The sequence below is a fragment of the Pseudoxanthomonas sp. genome (assembly GCF_036845285.1).
In the GTDB taxonomy this organism is placed as follows: Bacteria; Pseudomonadota; Gammaproteobacteria; order Xanthomonadales; family Xanthomonadaceae; genus Pseudoxanthomonas_A.
Window position 1 is genome coordinate 167,846 of the sequence record NZ_DAIUEE010000007.1, and the last position, 25,236, is coordinate 193,081.

28 protein-coding genes, 1 tRNA gene and 1 pseudogene are annotated in these 25,236 nt (G+C 66.9%); 21 read left to right on the forward strand and 9 right to left on the reverse strand.

All coding sequences use genetic code 11. The features are described 5' to 3' along the window. The first annotated feature begins 110 nt into the window (after positions 1-110). The 6 genes from V7060_RS10855 (at position 111) to V7060_RS10880 (ending at position 6,106) form a co-directional block, all read left to right on the forward strand. On the forward strand, positions 111-1,295 hold the full coding sequence (locus tag V7060_RS10855) for a CoA transferase (protein ID WP_334179248.1): 1,185 nt from the start codon (positions 111-113) through the stop codon (positions 1,293-1,295). Positions 1,296-1,382: 87 nt separating this feature from the next. Further along, entirely contained in the window at positions 1,383-2,381 is a 999-nt protein-coding gene (gene dusA, locus V7060_RS10860; protein WP_334179249.1) for a tRNA dihydrouridine(20/20a) synthase DusA, read from the forward strand. A gap of 2 nt (positions 2,382-2,383) precedes the next feature. Beyond that, entirely contained in the window at positions 2,384-3,307 is a 924-nt protein-coding gene (locus V7060_RS10865) for an arginine deiminase-related protein (protein WP_334179250.1), read from the forward strand. A gap of 147 nt (positions 3,308-3,454) precedes the next feature. Beyond that, positions 3,455-3,859 (forward strand): hypothetical protein, encoded by a 405-nt coding sequence (locus V7060_RS10870; protein ID WP_334179251.1) that lies wholly within the window; start codon positions 3,455-3,457, stop codon positions 3,857-3,859. Between the two features lie 77 nt (positions 3,860-3,936). Next, on the forward strand, positions 3,937-4,623 hold the full coding sequence (locus V7060_RS10875; RefSeq protein ID WP_055937106.1) for a response regulator transcription factor: 687 nt from the start codon (positions 3,937-3,939) through the stop codon (positions 4,621-4,623). Positions 4,624-4,651: 28 nt separating this feature from the next. Then, complete coding sequence (locus V7060_RS10880; RefSeq protein WP_334179252.1) at positions 4,652-6,106, forward strand: sensor histidine kinase; 1,455 nt, start codon at positions 4,652-4,654, stop codon at positions 6,104-6,106. A gap of 1 nt (position 6,107) precedes the next feature. On the opposite strand, the gene V7060_RS10885 is transcribed toward V7060_RS10880, so the two are convergent. Both V7060_RS10885 and V7060_RS10890 read right to left on the reverse strand, forming a co-directional pair. Further along, positions 6,108-6,803: a M90 family metallopeptidase gene (locus V7060_RS10885; protein WP_334179253.1), complete on the reverse strand. Its 696-nt coding sequence runs from the start codon at positions 6,801-6,803 to the stop codon at positions 6,108-6,110. An 81-nt stretch (positions 6,804-6,884) separates the two neighbouring features. Then, positions 6,885-7,205, reverse strand: a complete 321-nt coding sequence (locus V7060_RS10890) for a hypothetical protein (protein WP_334179254.1) — start codon at positions 7,203-7,205, stop codon at positions 6,885-6,887. A 192-nt stretch (positions 7,206-7,397) separates the two neighbouring features. On the opposite strand from V7060_RS10890, the gene V7060_RS10895 reads away from it, so the two are divergent. The 7 genes and pseudogenes from V7060_RS10895 to V7060_RS10925 all read left to right on the forward strand — a co-directional run bounded on the left by V7060_RS10895 (position 7,398) and on the right by V7060_RS10925 (position 13,110). After that, complete coding sequence (locus tag V7060_RS10895) at positions 7,398-9,215, forward strand: DegV family protein (RefSeq protein WP_334179255.1); 1,818 nt, start codon at positions 7,398-7,400, stop codon at positions 9,213-9,215. A gap of 30 nt (positions 9,216-9,245) precedes the next feature. Further along, positions 9,246-9,872, forward strand: a complete 627-nt coding sequence (gene plsY, locus V7060_RS10900; RefSeq protein WP_334179256.1) for a glycerol-3-phosphate 1-O-acyltransferase PlsY — start codon at positions 9,246-9,248, stop codon at positions 9,870-9,872. Beyond that, complete coding sequence (birA, locus tag V7060_RS10905) at positions 9,869-10,837, forward strand: bifunctional biotin--[acetyl-CoA-carboxylase] ligase/biotin operon repressor BirA (protein ID WP_334179257.1); 969 nt, start codon at positions 9,869-9,871, stop codon at positions 10,835-10,837. The genes plsY and birA overlap by 4 nt, the downstream gene beginning before the upstream one ends. Beyond that, positions 10,834-11,583 carry a type III pantothenate kinase gene (locus V7060_RS10910; protein ID WP_334179258.1) on the forward strand — a complete coding sequence of 250 codons (750 nt, stop codon included), beginning with the start codon at positions 10,834-10,836 and terminating at the stop codon, positions 11,581-11,583. Before birA ends, V7060_RS10910 begins: the two co-directional genes overlap by 4 nt. 19 nt (positions 11,584-11,602) lie before the next feature. Then, positions 11,603-12,262: an SPOR domain-containing protein gene (locus tag V7060_RS10915; protein ID WP_334179259.1), complete on the forward strand. Its 660-nt coding sequence runs from the start codon at positions 11,603-11,605 to the stop codon at positions 12,260-12,262. A gap of 13 nt (positions 12,263-12,275) precedes the next feature. Next, positions 12,276-12,351: transfer RNA gene (locus V7060_RS10920), tRNA-Thr, on the forward strand. A 195-nt stretch (positions 12,352-12,546) separates the two neighbouring features. Continuing rightward, a pseudogene (locus V7060_RS10925) lies at positions 12,547-13,110 on the forward strand (Arm DNA-binding domain-containing protein). Between the two features lie 742 nt (positions 13,111-13,852). Here V7060_RS10925 and V7060_RS10930 read toward each other — a convergent pair. Together V7060_RS10930 and V7060_RS10935 are read right to left on the reverse strand one after the other, a co-directional pair. Beyond that, positions 13,853-14,425, reverse strand: coding sequence for a cytochrome b/b6 domain-containing protein (locus V7060_RS10930; RefSeq protein ID WP_334179260.1), 573 nt, complete (start codon positions 14,423-14,425; stop codon positions 13,853-13,855). Continuing rightward, complete coding sequence (locus tag V7060_RS10935) at positions 14,422-15,081, reverse strand: hypothetical protein (protein WP_334179261.1); 660 nt, start codon at positions 15,079-15,081, stop codon at positions 14,422-14,424. The genes V7060_RS10930 and V7060_RS10935 overlap by 4 nt, the downstream gene beginning before the upstream one ends. 126 nt (positions 15,082-15,207) lie before the next feature. Between V7060_RS10935 and V7060_RS10940 the strand changes: the two genes are divergently transcribed. The 4 genes from V7060_RS10940 (at position 15,208) to V7060_RS10955 (ending at position 18,510) form a co-directional block, all read left to right on the forward strand. Next, the gene (locus V7060_RS10940) at positions 15,208-15,768 is read left to right on the forward strand and encodes a sigma-70 family RNA polymerase sigma factor (RefSeq protein ID WP_334179262.1); all 561 of its coding nucleotides are present in this window, start codon (positions 15,208-15,210) and stop codon (positions 15,766-15,768) included. Further along, a complete protein-coding gene (locus V7060_RS10945) occupies positions 15,752-16,753 on the forward strand; it encodes a hypothetical protein (RefSeq protein ID WP_334179263.1) in 1,002 nt (333 codons plus the stop codon). Before V7060_RS10940 ends, V7060_RS10945 begins: the two co-directional genes overlap by 17 nt. 67 nt (positions 16,754-16,820) lie before the next feature. Then, complete coding sequence (locus V7060_RS10950; RefSeq protein WP_334179264.1) at positions 16,821-17,402, forward strand: isoprenylcysteine carboxylmethyltransferase family protein; 582 nt, start codon at positions 16,821-16,823, stop codon at positions 17,400-17,402. A gap of 169 nt (positions 17,403-17,571) precedes the next feature. Beyond that, positions 17,572-18,510: an alpha/beta hydrolase gene (locus tag V7060_RS10955; RefSeq protein WP_334179265.1), complete on the forward strand. Its 939-nt coding sequence runs from the start codon at positions 17,572-17,574 to the stop codon at positions 18,508-18,510. Positions 18,511-18,603: 93 nt separating this feature from the next. On the opposite strand, the gene V7060_RS10960 is transcribed toward V7060_RS10955, so the two are convergent. From V7060_RS10960 to V7060_RS10975, 4 genes are read right to left on the reverse strand one after another with little or no spacing between them, the layout of a single operon-like run. Beyond that, the gene (locus V7060_RS10960; RefSeq protein ID WP_334179266.1) at positions 18,604-19,809 is read right to left on the reverse strand and encodes an acyltransferase family protein; all 1,206 of its coding nucleotides are present in this window, start codon (positions 19,807-19,809) and stop codon (positions 18,604-18,606) included. Next, a complete protein-coding gene (locus V7060_RS10965) occupies positions 19,784-20,470 on the reverse strand; it encodes an ABC-2 transporter permease (RefSeq protein WP_334179267.1) in 687 nt (228 codons plus the stop codon). Before V7060_RS10965 ends, V7060_RS10960 begins: the two co-directional genes overlap by 26 nt. Next, complete coding sequence (locus V7060_RS10970) at positions 20,467-21,351, reverse strand: ABC transporter ATP-binding protein (protein WP_334179268.1); 885 nt, start codon at positions 21,349-21,351, stop codon at positions 20,467-20,469. Before V7060_RS10970 ends, V7060_RS10965 begins: the two co-directional genes overlap by 4 nt. After that, the gene (locus tag V7060_RS10975) at positions 21,348-21,842 is read right to left on the reverse strand and encodes a GntR family transcriptional regulator (protein WP_334179269.1); all 495 of its coding nucleotides are present in this window, start codon (positions 21,840-21,842) and stop codon (positions 21,348-21,350) included. The genes V7060_RS10970 and V7060_RS10975 overlap by 4 nt, the downstream gene beginning before the upstream one ends. A 363-nt stretch (positions 21,843-22,205) precedes the next feature. On the opposite strand from V7060_RS10975, the gene rocF reads away from it, so the two are divergent. From rocF to V7060_RS10995, 4 genes are all read left to right on the forward strand, one after another. Further along, the gene (gene rocF / locus V7060_RS10980) at positions 22,206-23,129 is read left to right on the forward strand and encodes an arginase (RefSeq protein ID WP_334179270.1); all 924 of its coding nucleotides are present in this window, start codon (positions 22,206-22,208) and stop codon (positions 23,127-23,129) included. Positions 23,130-23,274: 145 nt separating this feature from the next. After that, a complete protein-coding gene (locus tag V7060_RS10985; protein ID WP_334179271.1) occupies positions 23,275-23,427 on the forward strand; it encodes an entericidin A/B family lipoprotein in 153 nt (50 codons plus the stop codon). Positions 23,428-23,633: 206 nt separating this feature from the next. Beyond that, entirely contained in the window at positions 23,634-23,768 is a 135-nt protein-coding gene (locus V7060_RS10990; RefSeq protein WP_334179272.1) for an entericidin A/B family lipoprotein, read from the forward strand. 226 nt (positions 23,769-23,994) lie between these two features. Further along, a complete protein-coding gene (locus V7060_RS10995; protein ID WP_334179273.1) occupies positions 23,995-24,216 on the forward strand; it encodes a CsbD family protein in 222 nt (73 codons plus the stop codon). An 83-nt stretch (positions 24,217-24,299) separates the two neighbouring features. Here the strand turns inward: V7060_RS10995 and V7060_RS11000 are convergent, their stop codons facing one another. Further along, on the reverse strand, positions 24,300-25,100 hold the full coding sequence (locus V7060_RS11000; protein WP_334179274.1) for a hypothetical protein: 801 nt from the start codon (positions 25,098-25,100) through the stop codon (positions 24,300-24,302). Positions 25,101-25,236 lie beyond the last annotated feature (136 nt).

Here is a 25,236-nt window from a genome sequence, read left to right on the forward strand (position 1 = left end):
CTCGCAAGAATTTGTGGCCGCAGAAGCTACGGCGGCCGACTGTATCCGCCGCACCACCTGCAACAGACTGATCATCGGCCTGCAGGCATCGGTTGAAGGAGCCTTTCCCCATGGACACCGCCTCTCCCTTCCGCGCGCCCCGGCGCCACGGCCCGGCCGGGCCGCTGAGCGGGGTCAAGGTGCTCGACCTGAGCGCCTACATCGCCGGTCCCTACGGCTGCACGTTGCTGGCCGACCAGGGCGCCGACGTGGTCAAGGTCGAGCCGCCCGACGGCGACAACCTGCGCCAGTACCCGTCCACGCTGGTGAAGGAAAGTCGCGCCTTCCTCGGCGTGAACCGCAGCAAGCAGGGCATCGTGCTGGACCTGAAGCAGGCGGCGGACCACGCCGCGCTGCTGCGCCTCGTGCGCGAGGCCGACGTGCTGGTGCACAACTTCCGCCCCAGTGTGCCGAAGCGGCTCGGCATCGACTTCGACAGCCTGTCGGTGATCAACCCGCGCCTGATCTACTGCGCGGTGACCGGCTACGGTGAGACCGGGCCGATGAAGGACAAGGCCGGCTACGACCAGGTGCTGCAGACCATGACCGGCATGTGCACGCTGCAGGGCAAGCGCGGCGGCGCGCCGGAAATCATCTACGGCTCGGTCGTGGACTACTACGCCGCGGCGCTGCTCGCCGGCGGCGTGTCGTCGGCGCTGTACGAACGCGAGCGCAGCGGGCTGGGCCAGTTCGTCGGCGTCTCGCTGCTGCGCAGTGCGCTGACCATGCAGTCGGCGCGCATGATCTGGGCCGAGGGCGAGGCACTCGACATCGGCCGCGACATGCGTTCCGGCGGCGTCACCGGCATCCATCCGGCGCGCGACGGGTACCTCTACCTGTCCGCCAACACCGCGCGCTTCTGGAAGGCGTTGTGCCGGCTGACCGGCCTGGATGCGCTGGCCGACGATCCGCGCTACGACACCGTGCGCAAGCGCGCCACGCATGCGGCCGACATCGTCCCGCAGCTGCACGACGCGCTGCAGGCGCGCACCGCCCAGGAATGGGAAGCGCATTTCGGCGACGAAGTGCCGTGCGCGGCCGCACGCCGCGTCGAGGACATGTTCGAACATCCGCAGGTGCTGGCCGAAGACATGGTGGCGGAGATCGCCCATCCCGTTGTCGGCAGCTACCGCGGCGTCACCCGGCCGATCGCCTTCGGCCGCACACCGGGTCCGGCGCCGTTCGCCGCGCCCACCTTCGATCAGGATGCGGACCATGTCCTCGGCCGCGGCGGCAGGACGCGCGCGTCGGGCTGAGATGTCCAGGCATTCAAGCGTCGCTGGAGGCGCCCGTGCGTCATCGTGGCGGTCTGACGCCCGGAAGCCGCACGTTACAATGGCGGCATGAGTTCTCCCCGCATTTCCCACGACGCCCTGCGCCTCTCGGTCGCCCCGATGATGGACTGGACGGACACGCATTGCCGCGTGTTCCACCGGTTGCTCGCGCCCAACGCGCGCCTGTACACCGAGATGGTGCACGCGCAGGCGGTGATCCATGGCGATCGCGACCGGTTGCTGGGCTTCGATACCGTTGAGCATCCCGTTGCCGTGCAGCTCGGCGGCAGCGAGCCTGCACAATTGGCACAGGCCTCGCGCATCGCGCAGGACTGGGGCTACGACGAGGTGAACCTCAACGTCGGTTGCCCGTCCGACCGCGTGCAGGCCGGTCGCTTCGGTGCCTGCCTGATGAAGGAACCGGCGCTGGTGTCCGACTGCGTGGCGGCGATGATCGAGGCCGTGAGCATCCCGGTCACGGTGAAGTGCCGTCTCGGCGTGGATGAGCAGGAGGACTACGACCTGTTCCTCGCCTTCATCGACACGGTGGCGGCGACCGGTTGCAACACGTTCTTCGTGCATGCGCGCAAGGCGTGGTTGCAGGGCCTGTCGCCGAAGGAGAACCGCGAAATCCCGCCGCTGCGTTATGACTGGGCGTACCGGCTCAAGTGCGAACGGCCGGCGCTGACCGTGGCGCTCAACGGTGGCATCACCACGACGGCGCAGGTGCACGAACACCTGCAGCACAGCGATGGCGTGATGATCGGTCGCGCGGCGTATCACGAGCCTTATGTGCTGCACGAGATGCAGGTGGCGCTGTTCGGCGGCGAGCTGCGCTCGCGCACGGAACTGTTGCGCGCGTGGCGGCCCTATGTGGAAGCGCAACTGGCGAGGGGCGTGGCGTTGAAGCATCTGACCCGCCACGTGCTGGGCCTGTTCCATGCGCAGGCGGGAGGGCGTGCCTTCCGCCAGATCCTCAGCGAAGGCGCGCACAGACCGGGCGCGGACTGGTCGCTGGTGGAGCAGGCGCTGGCCGCCACCTCCCGCGAATTGCGCCCTGCGGCCTGAGCATGATCACCCGCGACCTCGCCGCCTTCACCGCGTTCGCAGGTTCGCTGGCAGCGGATTTCGGGCCGGCGACCGCACGCGCGGCCTTCCTGGTGTCGCCGGATGGCTTCATGCGCGCCGAGCAGTCGGCGCAGGACAACCGCTACATGGCCGACGCCGGCGCCTTCGATACCGGCGCGGCGTTGCGCGAACACCATGCGCTGCATCGCGCATTGGCGCAGGACGTACCGGTGATCTGCTTCCCCGGCGACGAGGCAACGCCGGATGCGGTGTTCCCCAACAACGTGTTCGCCACCGCGCGCGTGGACGGCGAAGCGCGCCTGATCGTGGGCCGCATGCGTCACGACGTGCGCCAGCGCGAGGCGGGACGGGCGGACATCCGCGCGTTCTTCCGCGACACGCTGGGCTATGCGGAAGTGGACCTGTCCACCCAGGCGCATCCCTGCGAGCTGACCGGGGCGCTGGTCATCGATCGCGCGCGGGGTATCGGTTTCTGTGGCCTGTCGGAGCGCTGCGACGAGGCTGGCGCGGCACGGATGCACGCGGCTTTCGGTCTGCGCGCCACGCTGATGTTCGACCTGGCGCCGGGCGAGTACCACACCAATGTGCTGCTGGCGGTGCTGGCCGGCCGTGCGGCGTTGGTCTACCCCGCTGGCGTGGTGGCACCGGATATCGAGGCGGCGCTCCAGGCCATCTATGGCGGTCACGTGGTCGTCCTCACGACGGACGAACAGGCTGCCTTCGCCGGGAATGCCATTGCGTTGGACCCGGACAAGGTCTGGATGAGTCGGCGCGCCCACGACGCGCTGCGGCCGTCCGCGCTGGCGCAGTTGTCGGCAGCGGGCCTTTCGGTGCATAGCGTGGCGCTGGATGCGATCGAAGCGGGTGGTGGATCGCTAAGATGTTGTATAGCAGAGGTTTTCTGATCATTCAGCTGTCTGAATGGGCGATACGGTCCTGTGGATAAATTCAGAACGGATTCACCGCCGCCGTCCAAGACTTCGCTTCCCTTCCACAAAGGCGGTTTCGGGTTTCGTTCAGTTTCGCGACCCCAGTTCCGTTACGATTCCGTTATGCGTTTTCGTACCCCGACCCTAGCCGCCCTCGCCCTGGCGGCACTCACCGCCATCGCCGGCACCCACGTGGTGCATGCGCAGGATGATCGCGGCCGCGGCGACGCTGAGCCTTCGCGGGAACGCAGCAGCGCGCAGCGCAGCGACGATCGCGGCCACCGCAGTTCCATGTCGGACTCCGTACGTCGCGTACGCAGCGAATCCGGCAACCAGGTGTTGAGTGTCGAACGCATGCAGTACGACGGTCGTGACGTCACGCGGGTCAAGTACATCGATGACCGTGGCCGCGTGCGCACGCAGGACGACATGGGACCCGCGCGACGCGACGTCGATTCGCCCGTGCGCCCGCGTCGCGACATGGCGCCGCCGCAACCTCCACGCGGCGATAACCCCCCGCGCCCGTAGTCTTACGTAGAATCACTGCTCATACGAGCATGTCCCGCGCGGTGGCAGACGCCGCGCCGCATTCCCAAGGAGAGTCCATGCGTATCCTGCTGGTCGAAGACGAAGCCCCCCTGCGTGAAACCCTCGCCGCGCGCCTGAAGCGCGAAGGCTTCGCGGTGGACGCGGCACAGGATGGCGAAGAAGGCCTCTACATGGGTCGCGAAGTGCCGTTCGACGTGGGCATCATCGATCTCGGACTGCCGAAGATGTCGGGCATGGAGCTGATCAAGGCACTGCGCGACGAGGGCAAGAAATTCCCGGTCCTGATCCTGACCGCGCGCTCGAGCTGGCAGGACAAGGTCGAGGGCCTGAAGCAGGGCGCCGACGATTATCTGGTCAAGCCGTTCCACGTGGAGGAGTTGCTCGCACGCGTCAATGCGCTGCTGCGCCGCGCGGCCGGCTGGAGCAAGCCGACGCTGGAATGCGGCCCGGTCGCGCTGGACCTGGCAGCGCAGACCGTCAGCGTCAACGGCAGCAATGTCGACCTGACCAGCTACGAGTACAAGGTGCTCGAGTACCTGATGATGCATGCCGGCGAACTGGTCTCGAAGGCGGACCTGACCGAACACATCTACCAGCAGGACTTCGACCGCGATTCCAACGTGCTTGAAGTCTTCATCGGCCGCCTGCGCAAGAAGCTGGACCCGGACGGCGAACTGAAGCCGATCGAGACCGTGCGCGGCCGCGGCTACCGCTTCGCCATCCCGCGCAGCGGCGAAGGCTGATGCATCGCGCCGGCATCGCCTGCATTTGATGCCTGCGCCACCCTCCGGCGGCGAGGCTTCCGCTCCCGCCGGACGTGATCGGTTCGGTGGATGGCGGCCGCGCTCGTTGCGTGCCCGCCAGTTGCTGGCGGCCAGCCTCGCGTTGCTCGCATTCCTGGCGCTTGCCGGCTACGCGCTCGATCGTGCGTTCGTCGACACCGCCGAGGACAACCTGCGACAGCGCCTGAAAAGCTACGCGCTGTACTACACCGACAAGGTGGAGTTCGGCCGTAACGGTACGCTGATTCCGCCCTACAACACGCCGGATCCCCGATTCGACATGCCCGACAGCGGCATGTATGCGCAGGTGGCCCTGCAGGGCGTGCCGCCCTGGGGTTCCAATTCCACGCTGGGTCCCGAACTGCCGGCGCCGCGGATGCTCGGTGCACTGGAGGAATCGTTCGAAGGTCCGTTGCCGATCCGGCGCGCCGACGGCAGCGAGAGCGAGGCCTACCGCTATGGCGTGGGCTATGCCTGGCCTGCGACCCACCAGCATGCGGAGATTCCGTACAGCATCTACATCTTCGAGGACGCCCAGGCGCTGAGTGCGCAGATCCGCGTGTTCCGCGGTTCGCTGTGGGTCTACCTCGGTGGCGCCGGCGTGATCCTGCTGCTGTTGCAGATGTTGGTGCTGCGCTGGAGCCTGCGCCCGCTGCGGCGGGTGATCTTCGAACTCAGTCGCGTGCAGCGCGGCGAGCTGTCCGGCATGACCGAAAGCCATCCGCGCGAGTTGGAGCCGCTCACCGACAGCATCAATGCCTTCATCGAAAGCGAGCGCGAAAACCTGGAGCGCCAGCGCAATACGCTGGCCGACCTGGCGCACAGCCTGAAGACGCCGATCGCGGTGCTGCGCACGCAGCTGGACAGCGGCGGCGGTGATCCGCAGGCGCTGCGCGAAGAGCTGGACGTGCAGCTCAAGCGCATGAACAACCTGGTCTCGTACCAGTTGGCGCGCGCGGCCTCGAGCGGCCACAAGCTGTTCTCCGCCGCCATTGCCATCGAACCGCATGCGGAGGAGATCGTGCGCGGCCTGGAGAAGGTCTATGCCACGAAAGGCGTGATCTGCGAATTCGAAATCGACCCGCGCGCGCGTTTCCACGGAGAGACCGGCGACTTGCAGGAACTGATGGGCAACCTGTTGGAGAACGCGTTCAAGTGGGCGCGTTCGCGCGTGCTACTGACGGTGACGGTGGGCGCGACGGCGCCGCAGCGTCGTCCAGGCGTGTTCATCGCCGTGGACGACGACGGCCCGGGCATTGCCGAGGACGATGTCGCCAAGGTCCTGCAGCGCGGCGTGCGCGGCGACGAGCGCGTGCAGGGGCATGGCATCGGCCTGTCGATCGTGCAGGACCTGATCCGGGACTACCGTGGCGAGTTGCACGTGCGGCGCTCGGACGAGCTGGGCGGCGCGCGCTTCGAGGTCCGGTTGCCGCCTGGCCTGTGATTCAGGCCACCGCGCCCGCCATCGGCGAGGGGCCGTAGAAGCGTTCCAGATGCGCCGCGACGTCCGGCATGGCCTCGGCCAGCATGGCGGGTGCGGAGAAGTGGTACTCGGTGGCGACCGCGAAGAATTCCTCTGGCGCCTCCGCGGCATACGGATCGATGGCGGTCTCGCGGCCGAGATCGACCTGCATGCAGAACTCGTCGTAGGCGCGCTGGAAGTCCCGCGCCCAGCGGGCACGCCATGCATCGGGCAGTGGGGGCGTGCCATCGAGTTCGCCGTCGAGGACATCCAGCTTGTGCGCCATCTCGTGCACGGCGACGCAAAAGCCCGCATCGGGTTCGGCCATGTCCGCCTGCACGTCGGCCCACGACAGGATCAGCGGTCCCTGGTCCCATGCCTCGCCTGCCAGGTCGTCTTCCCACTCATGCAGCACGCCTGCGGCATCGGTGTGCGTGCGCTGCACACGGAAGGCGTCCGGGTAGACGATCAGCTGCGACCAGCCGCGCAGGCCGGCCTCGCCGTATTCCAGCAGGGGCAGGCAGCACAGTGCTGCCAGCTGCGCGCGCTGCACCTCGTCCAGGCTTAGGCCGGCCAGTGGCGTGATGGTTTTCTGGTGCAGGAAGCGCGCCGCCAGCGCACGCAGCCGGTCTGCGCGTGCGTCGTCCAGCTGGGAGACCCAAGGGGTCGTGGAGCGCACGTGATGCCAGAGGCGGTCTTCAAGCGTTGGGGCAGGACGCCGCAGGCGACGCAGGAGTCCGATCACCGGGTGACGCCCGCGTCAGCGGAACATGCCCGGCAGGAAGCTGTGCCATTTCGAACCACGGCTGCGCGGCAGCGGCGTGTCGTCGTCGTCGCCACCGCCGCGGGTGGTGGACGGTGTCAGCGAGGCAGGCATGCCGTATTTGCTGCGCACGGCGGTGGCGCGCGCACGGCGTGCATCCGGGGCGATCGGTACTGCATCGCCGGGCCGGTCGGCAACCGCACGGTCGGCGACATCCTGGCAGGGAGACGTGTTGCCGTTGACGATGCCGCGTCCGTTCTGGGCGAACACCGTCGCCGAGGCACACAGGAGCAGCAGGGCAAGGCTGGCGCGAAGCATCGGAAGGACTCCTGTCGGTCGGTTACAGCGGCCAGATGACGCCGCCGACTATAGCCGGTATGGCCTCGACAGGCATGAATGCGGCCGCGCCTTGCGACGAACCGCCGGCCTGCGGCGACGGATCGAGGACCTCCGCGTTCGGGCTGCTGCGTCGCAGCAGGCGGGGGCCGGTGCTTGCGTCAGACTCGCGCCATGCCGACCCCTTCCGATCGTCCATTGACCGCCCCCGCCCTGCGCCTGGCGTTGATCGCGGGAGCACGGCGGGTGATCGCCTCGCGCGACGGGCTGAACCGCATCAACGTGTTCCCGGTGGCCGACGGCGATACCGGCAACAACCTCGCTTCGACGCTCGGCAGCGTGCTCAACGGCGCGCTGAGCCAGCCCAGCCAGCATGCCGGCGATCTGCTCAGTCGCGTCGGCAACGATGCGATCGATGGTGCGCGCGGCAATTCCGGCGCCATCCTCGCGCAGTTCCTCCACGGGGTGGCCGAACGCGTGCGCCCCTTGCCTGAACTGGACGTGCGCTCGCTGGCTGCCGCCGTACGCCAGGGGGCGCAGAGCGCCCGCCAGGCGCTGGCACAACCGGTCGAAGGCACGATCCTGAGCGTCATCGCCGCCTTCGCCGACGAACTGGATGCGGCGGCGGCCGACAGCACGCAGCCCGACGCGCGCAGTGGCTTCGTCCGCGCACTGGTCCGTGCCCGACGGGCGCTGGCCGATACGCCGCGCCAGATGGCGCTGCTGCAGAAGGCCGGGGTGGTGGATGCGGGGGCGCAGGGATTCGTCGACCTGCTGGAAGGCATCGCCGAATTCGTCGAAGGCGGGCCGCGGGCGGTCCGCATGCGCACGGGCGCGCCGGTGGCGGCCAACGATGCCGCCGTCCCCTTGGTGCACGACCATGAGATCGATCCCGAGCGCCGCTGGTGCACGGAGTGCCTGCTGCTCGGCGAGGCGCTGGATCGCGAGCGCCTGCGCGTTGCGCTGGAAGCGGCCGGTGCGGATTCCATCGTCATCGCCGGCGGCGCGTCGCGGTTGCGGGTGCACGCCCATGCCGGCTCGCCGCAGGCGCTGTTCGATGCCTGCGCGCAGCAAGGCCGGGTGGAAGGCATGAAGGCGGACGACATGATCCGCCAGCAGGCGGTCGCCGCCGCACCGCAGCCGCTGGTGGTGGTCACCGACAGCGCCGCCGACCTGCCGGACGACATCGCCGAGCGGTATGCGATCGGCGTGGTGCCGGCGCGCGTGGATCTGGACGGTCGCGATTACCTGGACAAGGTGGGACTGTCGACGGCCGAGTTCTACCGGCGCATGGCCGCATCGCACCAACTGCCGCGTACCAGCCAGCCGCCACCGGGCGACTTCCGCCGGCAATTCGAACTGTCGCTCGCGCACCATGCGCGCGTGCTTTACGTAGGCCTGTCGCGCGCTCTCTCGGGCACGCTGCAGTCGGGCGAACACGCCGCGGCGCGCGATCCCGGCCGTCGCGTGCGCGTGTTCGACACCGTCAATGCGGCCTGCGGACAGGCCTTGCTGGTATGGCGTGCCGCCGAACTCGCGGCGGAGGGGTGCGACGATGCCGCGGTGGTGGCGGAACTCGAACGCCTGCGTCCGTTGACGCGGATGTGGGCCATCGCTCCCGACATTTCCCATGCGGTGCGCGGCGGCCGTATTCCGCGCTGGGCGGCGCCGATCGCGCGGCTCAGCGCGCTGACCCCGATGGCGAAGATGAGTGCCGATGGGCGCATGGTGGTCGCCGGCCTGCTGCTGACCCGCGCCGGAGCGCTGGAAGCGTTCGCGCACCGTGTCGCCCGCCAGCTTCCGGCGGGAAAGCGCTGGCGTCTCATCGTCGGGCACTGCGACGCGCGCGCGGGAGCAGAGCGTTTACTGACCGCGTTGCGTGCACGCGTCTCCATCAGCGAGGACAGGCTGGTGGAAACGGGGGCGGCCATCGGCGCACATGCGGGGCAGGGTGCGCTGATCGTGGCCGTGCAGCCGGCATCCGACGCCTGAGCCTGCGGGCGCGTGGCCCATAATGGCGCCATGCCGACCACCTGCCTGCTGTTGCTGTTCGCCTACCTGATCGGGTCCGTATCGGGCAGCCTCGCGCTGGGCCGCCTGCGTGGCGTCGATATCCGCACGCAGGGCAGCGGCAATGCAGGAGGAACCAACGCGTTCCGCACGCAGGGAGCGACGTTCGCACTCGGCGTGGTGGTGATCGATATCGGCAAGGGCGCACTGGTCGCCTGGCTCGCATCGCGCTTCGCTCCCGTCGATGGTCCGTTCTCGCCGCGTGCGTTGGGATTCATGGCGGCCCTGGCCGCCACCGTCGGCCATGTCTGGCCGATCTGGCATGGTTTCCGCGGCGGCAAGGGCGTGGGCACGCTGCTGGGCGGCATGGCGGTGCTGTGGCCGATGGCGTTGCTGCCGCTGTTCGCGGTGTGGACGGGGGTGCTGGTGGCGACCGGCTATGTGGGGCTGGCGTCGATCATCGCCACGGCCTGCCTCGTGCCGCTTGCGTGGTGGATGCAGGTCGACCGTGCCGCGCAGCTGTTTTCCCTTGCTGCCGCACTGCTGGTGCTGTTCACCCACCGGGTGAACATCCGCCGCCTGTGCGATGGCACGGAGTCGCGTTTCGAACGCGTGCGCCTGTGGCGTCGTCGCGCATGACCGGCGAACGCGACCTGCTGGCGCGCCTGATCGAAGGCCCGGTGTCCGGCGACGCATGGGCGCGCGATGCGGGCCTGACGCGTGCCGCCGTGTGGAAGCGCATCCAGGCCTTGCGCGACGGCGGCCTGCGCATCGATGCACGAGCGGGGCGCGGCTACGCTTTGGGCGAACCTGTCGAGTTGCTGGATGCCGGGCGCATCCGCGCGCAGCTGGCGGGTGCAACAGCTTCGGCACTGTCGTCGCTCGAAGTGGCATGGTCCCTGGATTCGACCAACAGCGAGCTGCTGCGTCGGAAGGCGCCCGAACGCGGCGTGGACGTGCTGCTGGCCGAGCAGCAGACAGGTGGACGCGGCCGGCGCGGTCGCCTGTGGGCATCGCCGATCGCGGCCAACCTCTACCTGTCGCTGTCGCGGCAGTTTTCCGGCGGCCTGGCGCGGCTGGGCGGGGTGAGTCTGATCGTCGGCGTGGCCGTGGCCGAAGCGCTGCGCCACGTCGGTTACGACGCCGTGGGGGTGAAGTGGCCCAACGACCTGCTCGCGCATGGCCGGAAACTGGGTGGCATCCTGGTGGAAGGCGGTGGCGAGCATGGTGGCCCGGTGCGCGCAGTGATCGGGATCGGCATCAACGTGCGCATGCCGTCGCCCGTCGCCACCGCCATCGACCAGCCATGGACCGACCTCGCCGCGCTTGCCGACGGCGTGCCGTCGCGCAACACGCTGGCGGCGCAGGTGCTGGATACGTTGTTGCCGGCACTGGATGCATTCGACCGCGACGGACTTCCCGCCTTCCTCGCGCGCTACGCGGCGCTGGACGTGCTGGCGGGGCGTGCCGTCACCGTGCATGGCCCGCAGGGTGACGAGCAGGGCGTCGCCGATGGCATCGGCGATGACGGTGCGTTGCGGGTGAACATGGGGCAGGTCATGCGGCTGGTGCATGCGGGGGATGTAAGCGTGAGGGCGACATGACGCAGTGGCTGTTCGATCTGGGGAATTCGCGGGTGAAGTGCGCGCCGCTGCATGCCGATGGCACGTTGGGCGAGATGCATGCCATCGCCTACGGAGAGAATGTCATCCCAGCGCTCGATGTTGTGCTGTCGACGGCGACACGCGATGAAGCGGCGTCGGCCGTCCTCGCCAGTGTCGCGTCGCCAACCCGCACGGCCGCCATCGTGGACTGGCTGGCCACGCGCTTCACTACCATTTCCATCGCGCGCACCGCGCCTGTACTGGCAGGCGTGCGCATCGCGTACGAGGAGCCTGCGCGGCTGGGTGTCGACCGCTTCCTGACCCTGCTGGCGGCACGCCGTCGTGGAGCGCGGCCTTGGCTGATCGTGGGCGTCGGCACGGCGGTCACCGTCGACCTGCTGGATGCGCAGGGGCGCCACCGGGGTGGGCGCATCGCGCCCTCGCCACGCCTGATGCGCGACGCGTTGCACGCGGCCGCCGTGCAGCTGCCGGCACAGGGCGGCCGGTATGCCGAGTTCGCCAACGACACCGTCGACGCGCTGGCGTCGGGCTGCGAAGGTGCGGCATGGGGGTTGATCGAACGCAGCCTGCGGCAGGCGCACGACCTGCTGGGCGAACGCCCCGTGCTGCTGATGCACGGCGGGGGCGCCGACGCGCTTCGGGAGCAGATGCGTGAGGGCGAACTGGCCCCGGCCCTCGTGCTGGAGGGGCTGGCCGTGTGGGCACGGCTCGGAGTGGATGCATGAGCAACGCTAGAATCGCCGCATGCTGATTCGCGCCCTGATCGTCCTGCTCGCCGTGCTGAACCTGGGTGCCGCCGCGTGGTGGTTGACCCGTCCCGCGCCGGCACCCGAGCCGGAGCCCGTCCTGCCATCGGGCGTGGCCCGCCTGCAACTGGTGGAAGATGCCGTACCGCCGCGCGCTGCCGCTGCCCCGACATCCGCCGCGCCGTCCGCGACGGTCGCGACGTGTTTCAGCCTGGGGCCTTACACGAGCCAGGCTGCCGCGCTGCAGGCGCAGGCCGCGACGTCGCGTCAACTGTCGAGTGCGCGCCTGCGCGAGATCCCCGGCGCCAGTGCCAGCGGCTATCAAGTGGTGATCCCGCCGGCCGCATCGCTGGAAGACGCGCAGGCGACTGCTGCGCGCATCGGCGCGGCCGGTTTCGATGATTTCCTGGTCGTGCGTCAGGGCGAACAGGCGAACGGTATCGCCTTGGGGCGGTATCGCAGCCGCGAGGCCGCGGAGCGTCGCCTTGCGCAACTGCAGGCGGCCGGCTTCGGTGTGCAGCTGCAGGCGGTGGGCCGTGCCGGTCCCAGCCTGTGGTGGCTGGATGCCGGCGTCGTGGAAGGCGTGGATCCGGCCGTGCTCGCGCGTACCGCCTCCAGCGCCGCGCCACAGCCCCTCGAATGCGCCGCGCTGCGCTAGAATTGCGCCCCACGCCGCTTTAGCTCAGCTGGTAGAGCAACCGCCTTGTAAGCGGTAGGTCATCCGTTCGATTCGGATAAGCGGCACCATCTCGTTGTCCTATGACATCCAGACCAGTCCAGGATTCACAATAAGCCCGCAGAAATGCGGGCTTTTTTGTGCGTCGTGTGGCGAGGATGCCCAGCCCCATACGAGGGAGTGGGGGTGCAACCGGGGGTGCTTTTCGGAAATCGGAGATTCCCAAGGAGGATGTACCCCCAATGGGTGCTAAGCAATTGACGGATATGGCAGTTCGAAATGCCAAGGGTAAAGACAAGCCTTACAAGTTGACCGTTGGCGCGGGACTCTATTTGCACGTTATGCCAAGCGGAGCGCGTTACTGGCGGGTGAAGTAAAGGTTTGACGGCAAGGAAAAGCTGCTGTCGATCGGCGTATATCCGGAGATCTCCTTGAAGGAGGCGATCGGCAAGCGAGACTCGGCGCGCGTTGAGTTGCGGGAGGGGAAAGATCCCTCCGGGCAGCGGCAGCTAGTGAAGCTGAAATCGAAGCTCTCAGCGGATACCAAGTTTGAGGCTATCGCGATTGAGTGGTGGGATACGCGTCAGGACCTGGCGCCGACGACGAGAGAAAAAGCTAAGTGGATGCTAGAGACATATGCTTTTCCCTGGCTCGGCAAGCGCCAGATCGAGGAAATCACCACAGCCGAAGTGCTGGCCATCCTGCGAAGGCTCGAGTCGCAGGAAAAGATTGAATCCACTCAGCGCTTGAGACAGATATGTGGCCAGGTGTTCCGCTACGCGGTCGCTACCGGGCGCCTGGATCGCGATCCCACTAGCGCTCTCCGCTGAGCATTGAAGACCGTTAAGAATCGGCACTACGCCGCCATTACGGACCCTGTCAAAGTCGGAGAACTGTTGCGAGCAATAGAAGGGTATTCAGGTCAGTTCGTGACTTTGTGCGTACTAAAGCTTGCCCCCTTAGTCTTCACGCGTCCTGGAGAGCTGCGAAAGGCTGAGTGGAGCGAGTTCAGCCTGGAGGCGGCACAGTGGAACATCCCGGGAGAAAAAATGAAGATGGGGTCGCGCATGTCGTGCCCCTGTCCAAGCAGGCGGTCGTAGTGAATCGCCCCTGGTTCGAGGCACCCCCAGTGGCATGTTGGTCCAAAGAATCCGAACTTTGGAAAGGAAAACTTCAGTTGGTGGTCTTGGGTCAAGGCAGGAATGCCAATGAGATGGAAATGAATACGTCAACTCCGCGCGTCAGCTACGTTTTCGAGAACGAGTCAAACCTCGGCGGCAAAGAGCACGAGGCAGCTTACGTCGCAGCCCTCGTTCAAGTGCTAGCCTCCATTAGAGTTCTTTTGGACTCTCCCGCGACTGTGCAATTAAAGCAGGATTTCCTAGGTGCTGGAGACAGTAGCGAACGCGCATCAGAGTTTGCCCGTTCCATATATTGGGACGGAAAGGATGCGGTGAGACTGCCTTTGATAGGGACGGACCTAGAGTTGCTATGCAACGCAGACCCTATAGCGTTTGCATTGCTTTCGAGAGGTGAACGGTTTCCCTAGCGATGATTGCTTCGCCACACAGCTCAGGTGCTGGATTCTCCCTGCGCCACCTTCCTGAATCCCATGCGCCGGGCGATGAAGTCGTCTCCTCGCGTCCACTGGCGGAATATCGCTGCGAGTGCGTGGAGGCACACCAGCCCCAGCAGGATCCAGGCGCCGTATACGTGTACGTACCAGGCGAGGGCGCGTCCGGTTTCGTCGTCGGGCGGGACGAACAGCGCCGGCACCTCCAGTCCGACGAACAAGGTCCGGTCCGCGCCCATCCATACCCAGATGACATGGCCGCTGATCGGCAACGCCAGCGCCAGCAGATAAAGCAGGCCATGGACCCAGGATCGCGCGCGGCGTAGGCCGGGTGGTTCGCCGGTGTCCACCGCCGGCATGGGCAGCACCAGGCGCAGGCAGAGGCGTAGCACCGTCAGTCCCAGGATCAGCACGCCCAGCTTGAAATGCAGCGGCAACAATGCCTCCGACAGTCGCTGGGCGCCGTATTCCACCCCGAAACCGAGCGCGAATTGCACGACCAGCATCAGCGCGAGCAGCCAGTGCAGCACGCGCAGGGCGCAGGGATAGCGTCCCACCACGGGCTGCGTCATGGCGCGCACCCGGGATACCCCGGGATGTTCCGGCCCAGCACGATGTCGCGGCGTGCCAGCCATCCGTCGGTGGTCCGCACCGGCGTCACGATCCCGCCGCCACCGCGTCCCTTGTCCGCCTTGCGTGCGGCCGATGCCGTCAGGTGCGGGTCGTCGCGGAACAGCACGTCGTCGATGTAGTACAGCGCGCAGCCGGGCTCGATGACGTACAGATGGATGTGCTGGGGCATTGTGCTGCCCGGGTAGCTGCCGGGACGGATGGTCAGGAAGGTGTACCTCCCGTCCGCATCGCTCGTGGCCCAGGCGCGCAGTCGCCCGTGCTGGCGGATGCCTGCATCGCGGTCGGCACCTGCGTCCGGATAGACACCTTGCCGGTCCGTCTGGTGCGCATACACCACCACGCCGCGCCGCGGCGCGCCCTCCGCATCGGTCACCCGCCCGGTCAGGCGCAGGCGCTCGCCAGGCTCGTCGTCGGGCGCCAGTTGGACGATGGCGGGCGGGTCGGCGGGCAGGCCGAGCAAGGGGACTTCGCAGTCCTCGCAAGGAAGTCCGACGACGGGCGTCGTGGCGGCGCCCGATGGTGCACACGCGGCAACCAGCAACAGGACGAGTGCGCGTGCGACGCGGGACAGGGTCGAGGGCGTGGGGTGTGGCATGGGCGGTCTCCGGAGGGTGCAGAAGGGAAGAGACGGCATCGCCACGCGCCGTTAACCGCGCCTGGCGTGTTAACACTTCCATCCGGCATCCCCTCTACTTCCAGGCCACCCCGGACCCCATGGGCCATGAAGGCCACGATCGATCCCGCTGACATCGCCAGGCAGGTGCAGGACGCGCAGCGAGGCTCGCAGGCGGCATTCGCGTGGCTCTACCGCACCTTCGCGCCGCTGGTGCATGCCATCCATCTGGGCATGACCTCGCGCGCCCGGGCGGAAGAGCTGACGCAGGAGACCTTCGTCATCGCGTTCGACCGGTTGGCGCAACTGCGCGACCCCGCGTCCTTCGGTCCGTGGGTCGCGATGATCGCCCGCAGGAACCGTCCGGCCTCCGGGGTGGAGGAACGGGACCTTGCGGAAGCCGACGATCCCGCGTGGCCAGGTGCGGGTCCCGAATCGGCCGCCCAGGCCAATGAAGCCCTGCGCGCGATCCGGCGCTTGCCCGAGGCCTATCGCGAGACGCTGATGCTGCGACTGGTCGAAGGCCTGAGTGGTCCGGAGATCGCGGACCTGACCGGACTGACGCCGCAGTCGGTCCGCGTGAACCTCCATCGCGGCATGGCCCGGCTGCGCGAGGCGCTGGGCATGATCACGCAGCACGAGGAGAGGGGTGATGATCGAGCAACCTGATCCGCTGTGGGACCCGGACCAGCCGGGTGACGAGACGCTGGAGCGCCTGGCGTCGTTGCTAAGTCGATATCGGCATGTTCCGGTACCCGGTCACGCATGGTCGGCAGGGCCGACGGTCGTTCCGCGCAGGCGCCGGCGCCGCGCCTTGCTCGCCGCTGCCGTCGCGCTTGCGGCGTGCGTGGCGGCCGTCGCCGTCTGGGTGCCGTGGCGCCTGCACTGGGATGAACGCCGGCAGTGGACGGTCGACGCGGACGCCGGTCCGGTGCCGGCCCCGTTGGGGGTCGGCAGGACGCTGACGACGGCCGCCGGCGAATCGGCCACGGTCCGGGTAGCACGCATCGGCCGCATGGACGTGCTGCCGGGAACGCGGATCCGGTTGCTGGATACGCGCGCCGGCCATCATCGTCTGGAACTGCTGGAAGGCCGCGTGCGTGCGCGTATCTGGGCGCCCCCCGGATACTTCGGCATCGCAGCGGGCGCCAGCGAAACCGTCGACCTGGGCTGCGAGTTCGAGATGAGCCGCAATCCGCAGGGCGAAGGGTCGATTCACGTCACCAGTGGCTGGATCATGCACCGTGTGAACGGGCAGGAGACGCTGGTGCCTGCGGGATCGCGCCTGGATTTCGATGCGGCACGCAGCGGCATTCCACTCGCGACCACGTCGAGTGCCGCCTTCCGGGCCGCCGTCCAGCGTCTCGACCTGGCGATGGCGGAAGGAAGGCGTCCGCCCGGCGCCGAGGAGGCCGTCGTCCGCGAAGCGAGCGGATCGGACAGCTTCGCGCTGCTCAGCCTGCTGACACGCTATCCCGCACTTGCCAGCGGCCCGGTCTATCCGACGCTGGCGGCGCTTCTTGATGCGCCGGCTGACGCCAGGCACCAAGAGGCGTGGTCACGTGGCAGCATGCATGCGATGGACCTGTGGTGGCAGCGCATTCCACGTCCACCCAAGGCATGGTGGTTGAACTGGCAAGACGTATTCGGGTAGATCAAGCCCGGGAATCAGGGATGCGCCGGGTTGGTTGGCTGGATGGCGATAACGAACTGGAGCATCCATGTTGGAAGATCTCATATCCCTCGGGTTCAAGATGGTCTGGGCGTCTGTCGGACTCTTCTGGCTGTGGAGCGCGCGCGATGTGAAACGCTCCAGCCGCACTGAACCCATGTTGCTTCAACTTGCCGTCTACTGGACGCCATTGCTCCTGGCCTTTCTGCTGCTCGGCCCAAGCGACTGGTTCCAGGGCGGCTTCCTCAACGAGCGCTTCATTCCCAAGGCGTTGTGGGTGAAAGGGCTTGGCCTGGCCCTCGCCGCCTCGGGTGTAGTGCTGGCCTGCTGGTCGCGGCATCTCCTGGGACGCAACTGGAGCAGCGTCGTCCAGCTCAAGCAGGATCACGAACTCATCGAAGCCGGCCCTTACCGGTACATCCGCCATCCCATCTACACCGGCCTGCTGCTCGCATTCCTGGGCACGGCGTTGAAAGTGGGCGACTGGCGGGGTCTCCTTGCCGTTGCGATCGTGCTGGCATCCTTCTGGCGAAAACTTGGCGTGGAGGAGCGTTGGCTCAGTGAAAGATTCGGCCATGTCTATGTGGCATACCAGCGACGCACCAAAGCGCTGGTTCCGGGCATCCTCTAGATGGCTGATCAGCTGCGCCGGGGCGGGTGCGTGCGTGATCCGGCCGATGTCTGGTGTCGACGGTAGCGCACCCTCGCGTCGAGGGACGGATGGCCTGCCAAGCAGGTGCAACCCGGACTCGTCGGCCATGGTCGGGCCGTGGCTCGCCGCACTACAGGCGTCGATGAGGATGCGCGCGAACCGTCTTGCCGTGCTGGCGGCCGCCTGTCTGTTGGCTGTTCCCCTGGTGGGTGCCACGACGGAGGCGATTCATTCCGAAGAAGTGCCTCTGTGGCCCGAGGATTCCCAGGTGCTGAAGGATGGGATCAGGGAACTCGCCGGGGAGACATGGGCTTTCACCCGTCCGACACTTCTGGTCTATCGCCCGCATACCAAATCGGAGCGCGCGGCCATCCTCGTGTTCCCCGGTGGCGGCTACAAGGCTCTTGCGATTGGACCGAACAGCACGATCGGACCGAATGGGGCCGAGGTCTGCCGATGGTTGACGGACTCCGGGATCACCTGCGTCCTCGTGAAGAACCGCGTTCCCAACACCGGCTGCAACTGGAACAAGAAAACCAGGAGACACGAGACACCCAGGGTGCCGATGGCGCTGCAGGACGCGCAAAGGGCTGTCTCGCTGGTCCGGTTCAACGCCGCGGAGTACGGCATCGAACCGGACAGGATCGGCGTCATGGGGTTCTCGGCAGGCGGCAACCTGGCAGTCCTGTCCAGCACGGCGTTCGACTCGCGATCCCATGATCCGTTCGATGATGTTGACCGCATCAGCAGTCGCCCCGACTTTGCGATTCCCGTTTACCCGGGGCACCTGACGATGGAGCACAAGAACAAAACGCCCAAAGCCGTCGCGGCGCAAGAGCTCAATACCGACATCGTCGTTTCGAAGCAGGTGCCTCCTACGCTGCTGGTACATGCCAGAGACGATCCCGTCGATCCGGTTCACTACTCGGAGGTGTATGCGAGGGAACTGGGTAAGGCTGGGGCTGACGTCAAGCTCATCGTCTACGAAACCGGCGGGCATGCCTTCGGGGTTTGGAAGCAGGGCAAGGATTCCGACCGATGGACAGAGGATGCGATTCGCTGGCTGCGTGAGATAGGAATCCTCTGAGTTCCTGCCTGCTGCGCAGCGGGTCGCTTGCCTGATGTCCGGTAGTGGCCATCGGCACACATGCGCTGGTCTGATCCATCCGCGCAATTCCGCTCAGGAAACATCCGATTCCGGCGTTGTTGCAGATGCCGTGGGTCGCCGTACCTGGCCGTTCAGCAGCTTGCCGATCATGGTATGTCGGACCATCACCTGGTAGCTGGCGAATGCCAGCAAGAGCGTGGCCGCGAGCGACAAGGTGAACTTGGCCAGCCAGTGCCACGGCGTGTCCAGAAGGCGGTACTGGATAGCCAGCAACAGCGGCAGGTGGACGATGTAGACCCAGTACGCGCTGTCGGCGAGCCAGCGCATCCACACACTGCGCGAACCCAGCCATCGTCTTGCGGCAAGCAGGCACCAGAACGTCATCCAGCATCCCGCGCAGGCTTCCAGCAGCGCATGCAGTGCATGCGTCATCGCGTGCGGCGGTGCGGCCGTGAAGCCGTCCGTCAGGTGGAACAGCACCAGACAGGAAACCACCGCGCCTGCCAACAGCAGCGGCGCTAGCGGCTGCAGGCGATCGAGCAGCCGGTGGTGGTGGAACAGTTGGTAGCCGAATGCGAAGTACAGCCCGAAGAACACCAGCGCCCACAGCGCGGGCACGAAGAACTCCGGCGCAGGCCATGGTGTGCCGACCAGCACAAGCGCGGGCGTCGTCAGCATGGGAAACACCAGCACCAGCGCCGCAGCGGGCATCTCGGCGACCTTGGCGCCCATGCGCCCCAGATCAAGGGCCGAAGCGATCCAGACCATGAGCGTGAACAGCAACAGGTAGAACAGGAACCAGAGGTGCGCCCACCCTGGCATCGGTGGCAGGGCACCGTGCTGGTCGACATAGGTACGGATCCATGCCAGCGCCGGTGAGGGTCGCAACACCGTTTCCGCCGCACGTTCGGTCAGCCACGCCATGCTGACGAGCACCGGAGGTGCGAACAACGCCAACGGCAGCAGCACGCGTGCGCAACGATTGCGGAACAGGCCCGCCATGCCGCGGCGCGCCACCAACAGGGCCGCGAAGTAACCCGCGAGTGCGAAGAACAGCGGCATCCGGAACATGTGCATGAACCAGGCGGCCGCATCGACGATGACCGATCCTCCTGCATCCGCCGCCGGCCAGACCGGATGCATCAAGGGGCTGTAGGCGAGCGCCGCATGGAACACCACGCCGGCCAGCATGGCCAATGCGCGGAGGTTGTCCAGGTAATGGACGCGGCCGTCCCCCGGTACGTCACCGTTCTCACAGGAAAGATGGTTTGCGCGCATGCACCCAACCGGCGGCGAGGATCGCGATCGCGATCACCGCCAGTTCTCCCGCCAGGATGCCCAGCACGGATGCGTTCCAGACGACCTGGTCGGTCTGCAGGTGACGGGAGACGCCATCCATCCGGCTGACCCAATAGATGTACGGGCCGATCAATGTCATCAGGGCGAGCATCGTGAAGACGTTCCAGCCCTCGGAATCGATGGCGATCGCCACGCACAACGACACGCAGAAATTCGTCAGCAGGAACATCGCGACCAGCACCATCCAGGGCACGGCACCGTCCGGGCGCGGCGTGGTCAGCACCAGGGCGAGCAGGCCACCGACCACAAGCAGGAAAGGCACCAGGTAGATGACGAGGTTGGCGAGCAACTTGCCCCAGAACACGTCCATGGGCGTCAGCGGCAGGCTCATGACGAAGGGCTGCGTCTGCTGCTTGCGCTCCGCCATGATCGAGGACTGGATCGCGTACGAGCCGACCACGACCAGCAGCACGAGCGACAGCAGGGCGCCGGTCGCGGACAGCAGCGGCGTGCCCATCCCGACCAGGCCGAGCGCCAGCAACAGGCCGGCGACATAGCCGGCCAGCTGCTTCTGGTAGACCTGCCAGTCCTTGACGATCAGCCTGCGGACCATCGCGGCATCCGATGCGAGCCAGTTCATGCGTTGTTTCCTGCGCGGACGGTGGTGACGAAGATGTCTTCCAGCGACATCGGTTCGACCGAATCGACGGAGAGTCCGAGCGCCTGCAGCGAGGCCACGGCGGACGCATCGAATGCGCCGATCTTCAGCTCGACCAGCGGCGCGCTGCTGCGGACCGAAGCAACGCCAGGAAGCGCGCGAATCGCGTCTGTGTACTCACCGCGGCACAGGACACGCCGCCAGCCATCGAGGAACGATTCCTTGTCGCGCGATGCGACCACGCGGCCGCCGTGCAGGAAGGTGATGGAATCGGCGATCTGTTCGATGTCGGCGGTGTTGTGCGACGAGAACAGGATCGCGCGCCGCTCGTCGCGCAGCACCTCCGCCAGCGCGTCCAGCACCTCGCCGCGCGCGACCGGGTCCAGCCCGGTGGTCGGCTCGTCCAGCAACAGCAGGCGCGGATGGCGCGCGAAGATCAGCAGCAGCAGCGCCTTGACCCGCTGTCCGTGCGAAAAGCCGCCCAGTGCTTGCTGCGGCCGCAGGTCGAAGCGCTTCAGCAGGTCCTGCGCATAGGCCTCGTCCCATCCGGGATAGACGCTCCGGATGAAATCCATGTGCCAGCGCAGCGTCTGCCCCCGGTAGAGGCGCATGTCGTCGGAGGCGAATCCGATGTCGCGCTTCACGGCGACCTGCGCCTGCGGCAGCCGCTGGCCGAACACCTCGACCTTGCCGCCGTCGGCACGGACCAATCCCATCAACAGGCGCAGCAGGGTCGACTTGCCGGCGCCGTTGACGCCGACCAGGCCCATGACCTGGCCCTCGGGAAGTTCGAGGTCGATATCGTGCAGGGCGAACTCGTCGTACTGCTTGCGCACGCCTTCGAGCGCGATGGCAGGGGTCATCCTGGTTTCCTTCGATCGGGATTCGTGGGTGCCGACGTGCCCGGCTCGCTGGACAGGGCTTGCTCCACCCGGTCGATGATCTGCTGCCGGTCGAGTCCGAGTTTCCTGGCCGTGTCCAACAGGCCTGCAAGCTGCGACTGGAATTCCTGGGCAGCCAGGGCCTGTGTCGCGTCCAGCGTTTCGGCCACGAACGAGCCTTTGCCTTGCCGCGTCACGATCACGCCGGCCCGTTCCAGCTCCAGATACGCCCGTTTCACCGTAATCACGCTGACCTGGCTGCCTGCGGCCAGTTCACGGATGGACGGAAGGGGAGCGCCGGCTTTCCATTCGCCCGCCATCACCTTGGCGACCACCTGCTCCATGATCTGCACGTACATGGGCGTGATCGAATGGGGAGACAGCAGCAGTTCGGTACGCATGCAATCCTTGGAGGACGGAATCAAGCCGCGTTGCCCGGCGGCAGCGGCGCTCACGCCGACGAACCGTCGCATGGCGCTTTCTCTGGCGCCTGTGTATAGTGAGTATATACAGTGGTTTGCGGTCGTCAACCGGGGGGGTAGGGCGTGCTCACCGTGCCAAGCACCCGGAGCATTGCGGTGTAGCGCACTCCGATGGCGCTTCCCGTCGCCGCGCGCCCACACGGAAGCCTGGCCTTTTACTGCAGATCCGTTCGTGACCGGGAGTGGTCATGAGGTGCATGCAGTCCTGCAGAGAAATCAGGGGGACGTTCCGATCGCGCTGGTTGGATGACACACCGGTTTCCTGCCACCGCGGGGGCGCACGTGCTGCGATGCCACAGGCCCGTCATCGCCGGCGGCATAGACTGTGCGCCTGTTTTTTCGCAGGACGTACCCATGAGTCGAGCCTTTCCTCCTGTCTCCCTGATCGGCGTGCCCACCGATATCGGTGCTGGCCACCGGGGTGCACGCATGGGTCCGGATGCGCTTCGCATCGCCGGCCTGGGCGAAGCACTGGCTGCGCGTGGCGTGGAGGTGATCGATACCGGCAACGTGCAGGGACCGTCCAATCCATGGACTGGACCGGTTGCAGGCTATCGCCACCTGGATGAAGTGGTGGCGTGGAACCGCGCGGTAATGGACGCCACGGCGGCCGAACTGGCGAAGGGGCGGCTGCCGGTCATGCTGGGCGGCGATCACTGCCTGGCGATGGGTTCCATCACCGCCGTCGCGCGGCATTGCCGCCAGACCGGCAAGCAGCTGCGCGTGCTGTGGCTGGACGCGCACTCGGATTTCAACACCAGCGAGGTCACGCCCTCGGGCAACATCCATGGCATGCCGGTGGCGTGCCTGTGCGGAATCGGACCCGAGGCATTGACCAGGCTCGGCGGCGACTCCCCGGCCATCACGCCTGCGATGGTGCGGCAGATCGGCATCCGCTCCGTGGATCCGGAAGAGAAAAAGCTGATCAAGGACCACAAGGTGGATGTCTACGACATGCGCTACATCGACGAGGTCGGCATGAAGCGCACGATCGAAGCGGCGCTGGACGGCGTCGACGACAACACCCACCTGCACGTCAGTTTCGACGTGGACTTCCTCGACCCCAGCATCGCGCCCGGTGTCGGCACCACGGTGCCCGGCGGCCCCAACTACCGCGAGGCGCAGCTGGTGATGGAAATGATCGCCGACACCCGCCTGATGGGATCGCTGGATATTGTCGAATTGAACCCGGTGCTGGACCGCCGCAACCGGACGGCGAAGCTGACGGTAGACCTGGTGGAAAGCCTGTTCGGCAAGTCCACGCTGATGCGGGACTGAGCCGTCGCCGCAGGGAAAACTGCGACTGAACGGTGCTATGCGGGCTTCACGCAGCCTATACGGCGCGACGCAGAAGGTGGGCGCACACGCCGCTGCACTGTGGGACGCACGTGCAGCGGCACCCCATCACCCAGGAGATAGATGTATGAAGCGTGCAATGATGCTGCTGCTGACGGCGATGTTCTCGATGGCGGTCCTGTCGGGCTGCAACACCGTGGCCGGTGCCGGCAAGGACGTGCAGAAGGTCGGTGAGAAGGTCGAGGACAAGGCGCAGGACTGCAAGGACGGCAAGTGCTGATGCACGCGGCCTGACGGCTCCCTCCTGGCTGGAGGCGGGCGGAATGAAGGGCCGGGCAACCGGCCCTTCTGCTGTCCGGGAAGCCTTGTGGTCGCAAGCCGCATGGTCAGTTGCCAGCCAGTATGGTTGAATCAGACTTGCTGAACGCGACGACGGGTCAGCCGGCCCGGCATCGCGCCCCTTCACCACTATCGAGGAGTCCTGCCATGAAGCGTTTTCCCGCATTGATCGTACTGGCCCTGCTGTCCGTCGCCGTTCTTTCCGGTTGCAACACCGTCAAGGGCGTTGGCAAGGACGTACAGAAGGTCGGCGAGAAGGTCGAGGACGCATCCGGCAAGTGAGCGCCGGGTCTTCGCGTGATCTGGAACGGGCCGCATCGCGGCCCGTTTTCTTTTGGAACAGGCGTATTCAGGCCCGCGAATCCAGCGCTGCGAATGCGCCTTCATGCCACTGAATGCTTCGGCCATCGTAATGCCGTGTTGACGCGTGGTTGATCGCATCGAAACAGACCCCTTGCGATGCTGTCCGTGCGGCGCCCCCAGCCGCTCAATCAAGCGAGGCAACACCATGAATCAGGACATCATCGCCGGCAACTGGAAGCAGCTGAAAGGCAAGATCCAGGCGAAATGGGGCGACCTGACCGATGACGATTTCAAGGTCGCGGAAGGCAATGCCGAGTACCTCACCGGCAAGCTCCAGGAGCGCTACGGCTACGATCGCGACCGCGCGCACACGGAAGTCGAGGATTTCAAGCGCACCCTGCGTTCGGACAGTTCGTTCAAGCACTGACCGCGTTCCGAACGCATGACATCCGGAAGGACGGGCCGCTTCGTGCGGCCCGTTCCTGTTTGTGCATGATGATTGGCGCGTGCTCAGCGATAGCGCGGCGGATCGGCGACGAATCCGCCGGGAAACGCACGCGGGGTTTCATCGCGCCAGGTCGGTCCAGGGCGGCGCGGCACTACGCCGAGGGCGACGAGTCGACGGTATTCGTCGTACCGCACTTCGCTGATCTGTTCCGGCTGGCGGGTCGCGCGGTTGAAGCCCGTCCGCGACGTCGGCGCCCATTCGCGGCCGCCATGCCCGGTGCCGATGCTCTGCTGCCTGGCGGCGTCGTTGGCGGCGGTGCCGCGGGATGATCCCGCCGGTGCGGCCGCTTCGGCCTCTACCCGCTTCTCCATCGATCCGCGCGCGATCGGCGGCGGTGCGTACGGCGGATAGCGGTACGTACGTGCCTCGCGGAAGGCGGCAACGCCGATCACGCCGACATTGCGCGGCCGGCCTGTCCGTGCGGCGTAGCTGTCGCCAAGGTCGGTGAACACGAACTGCGCGACGTCGTCCATCGACTTGCGCCAGCCGGTGACATCGGTGGTCTGCCAGGGTTCGAGCACGTAGCCGGCCTGCGAGGGGTTCGCGGTCTGGCCGGTGATCGCATTGACGCCGTCGACGGACAGCACCACCAGCACGCGTTCGCCCGTGGTGTTGGTCAGGCGGACGCTGTAGCGGTGCCCGGGCGTGCCGGCGATCCAGAGGTCGCCCCGGTGCGGATGCCGTGCCAGCCATTCACCGGTATCGCGGTCGACCACGCTGACATCGACCAGCGGGCCGGCGTGGGCGGGCGCGCAAGCCAGCAGGGCCAGCGTGGCGAGGGATGCAAGGAAGCGATGCAGCATGTCCGTTCTCCAGGTGGGGACGATGCTGGGAACGGCCGGCCGGAGGCAGTGGGGTTGCGGCGGCGGCAAGGCGATGCCGGCGCCGGTTGAGGGGTGGACGGGCCGACGCCTGCGACGCCGTGTCGCAGTGCCCCCA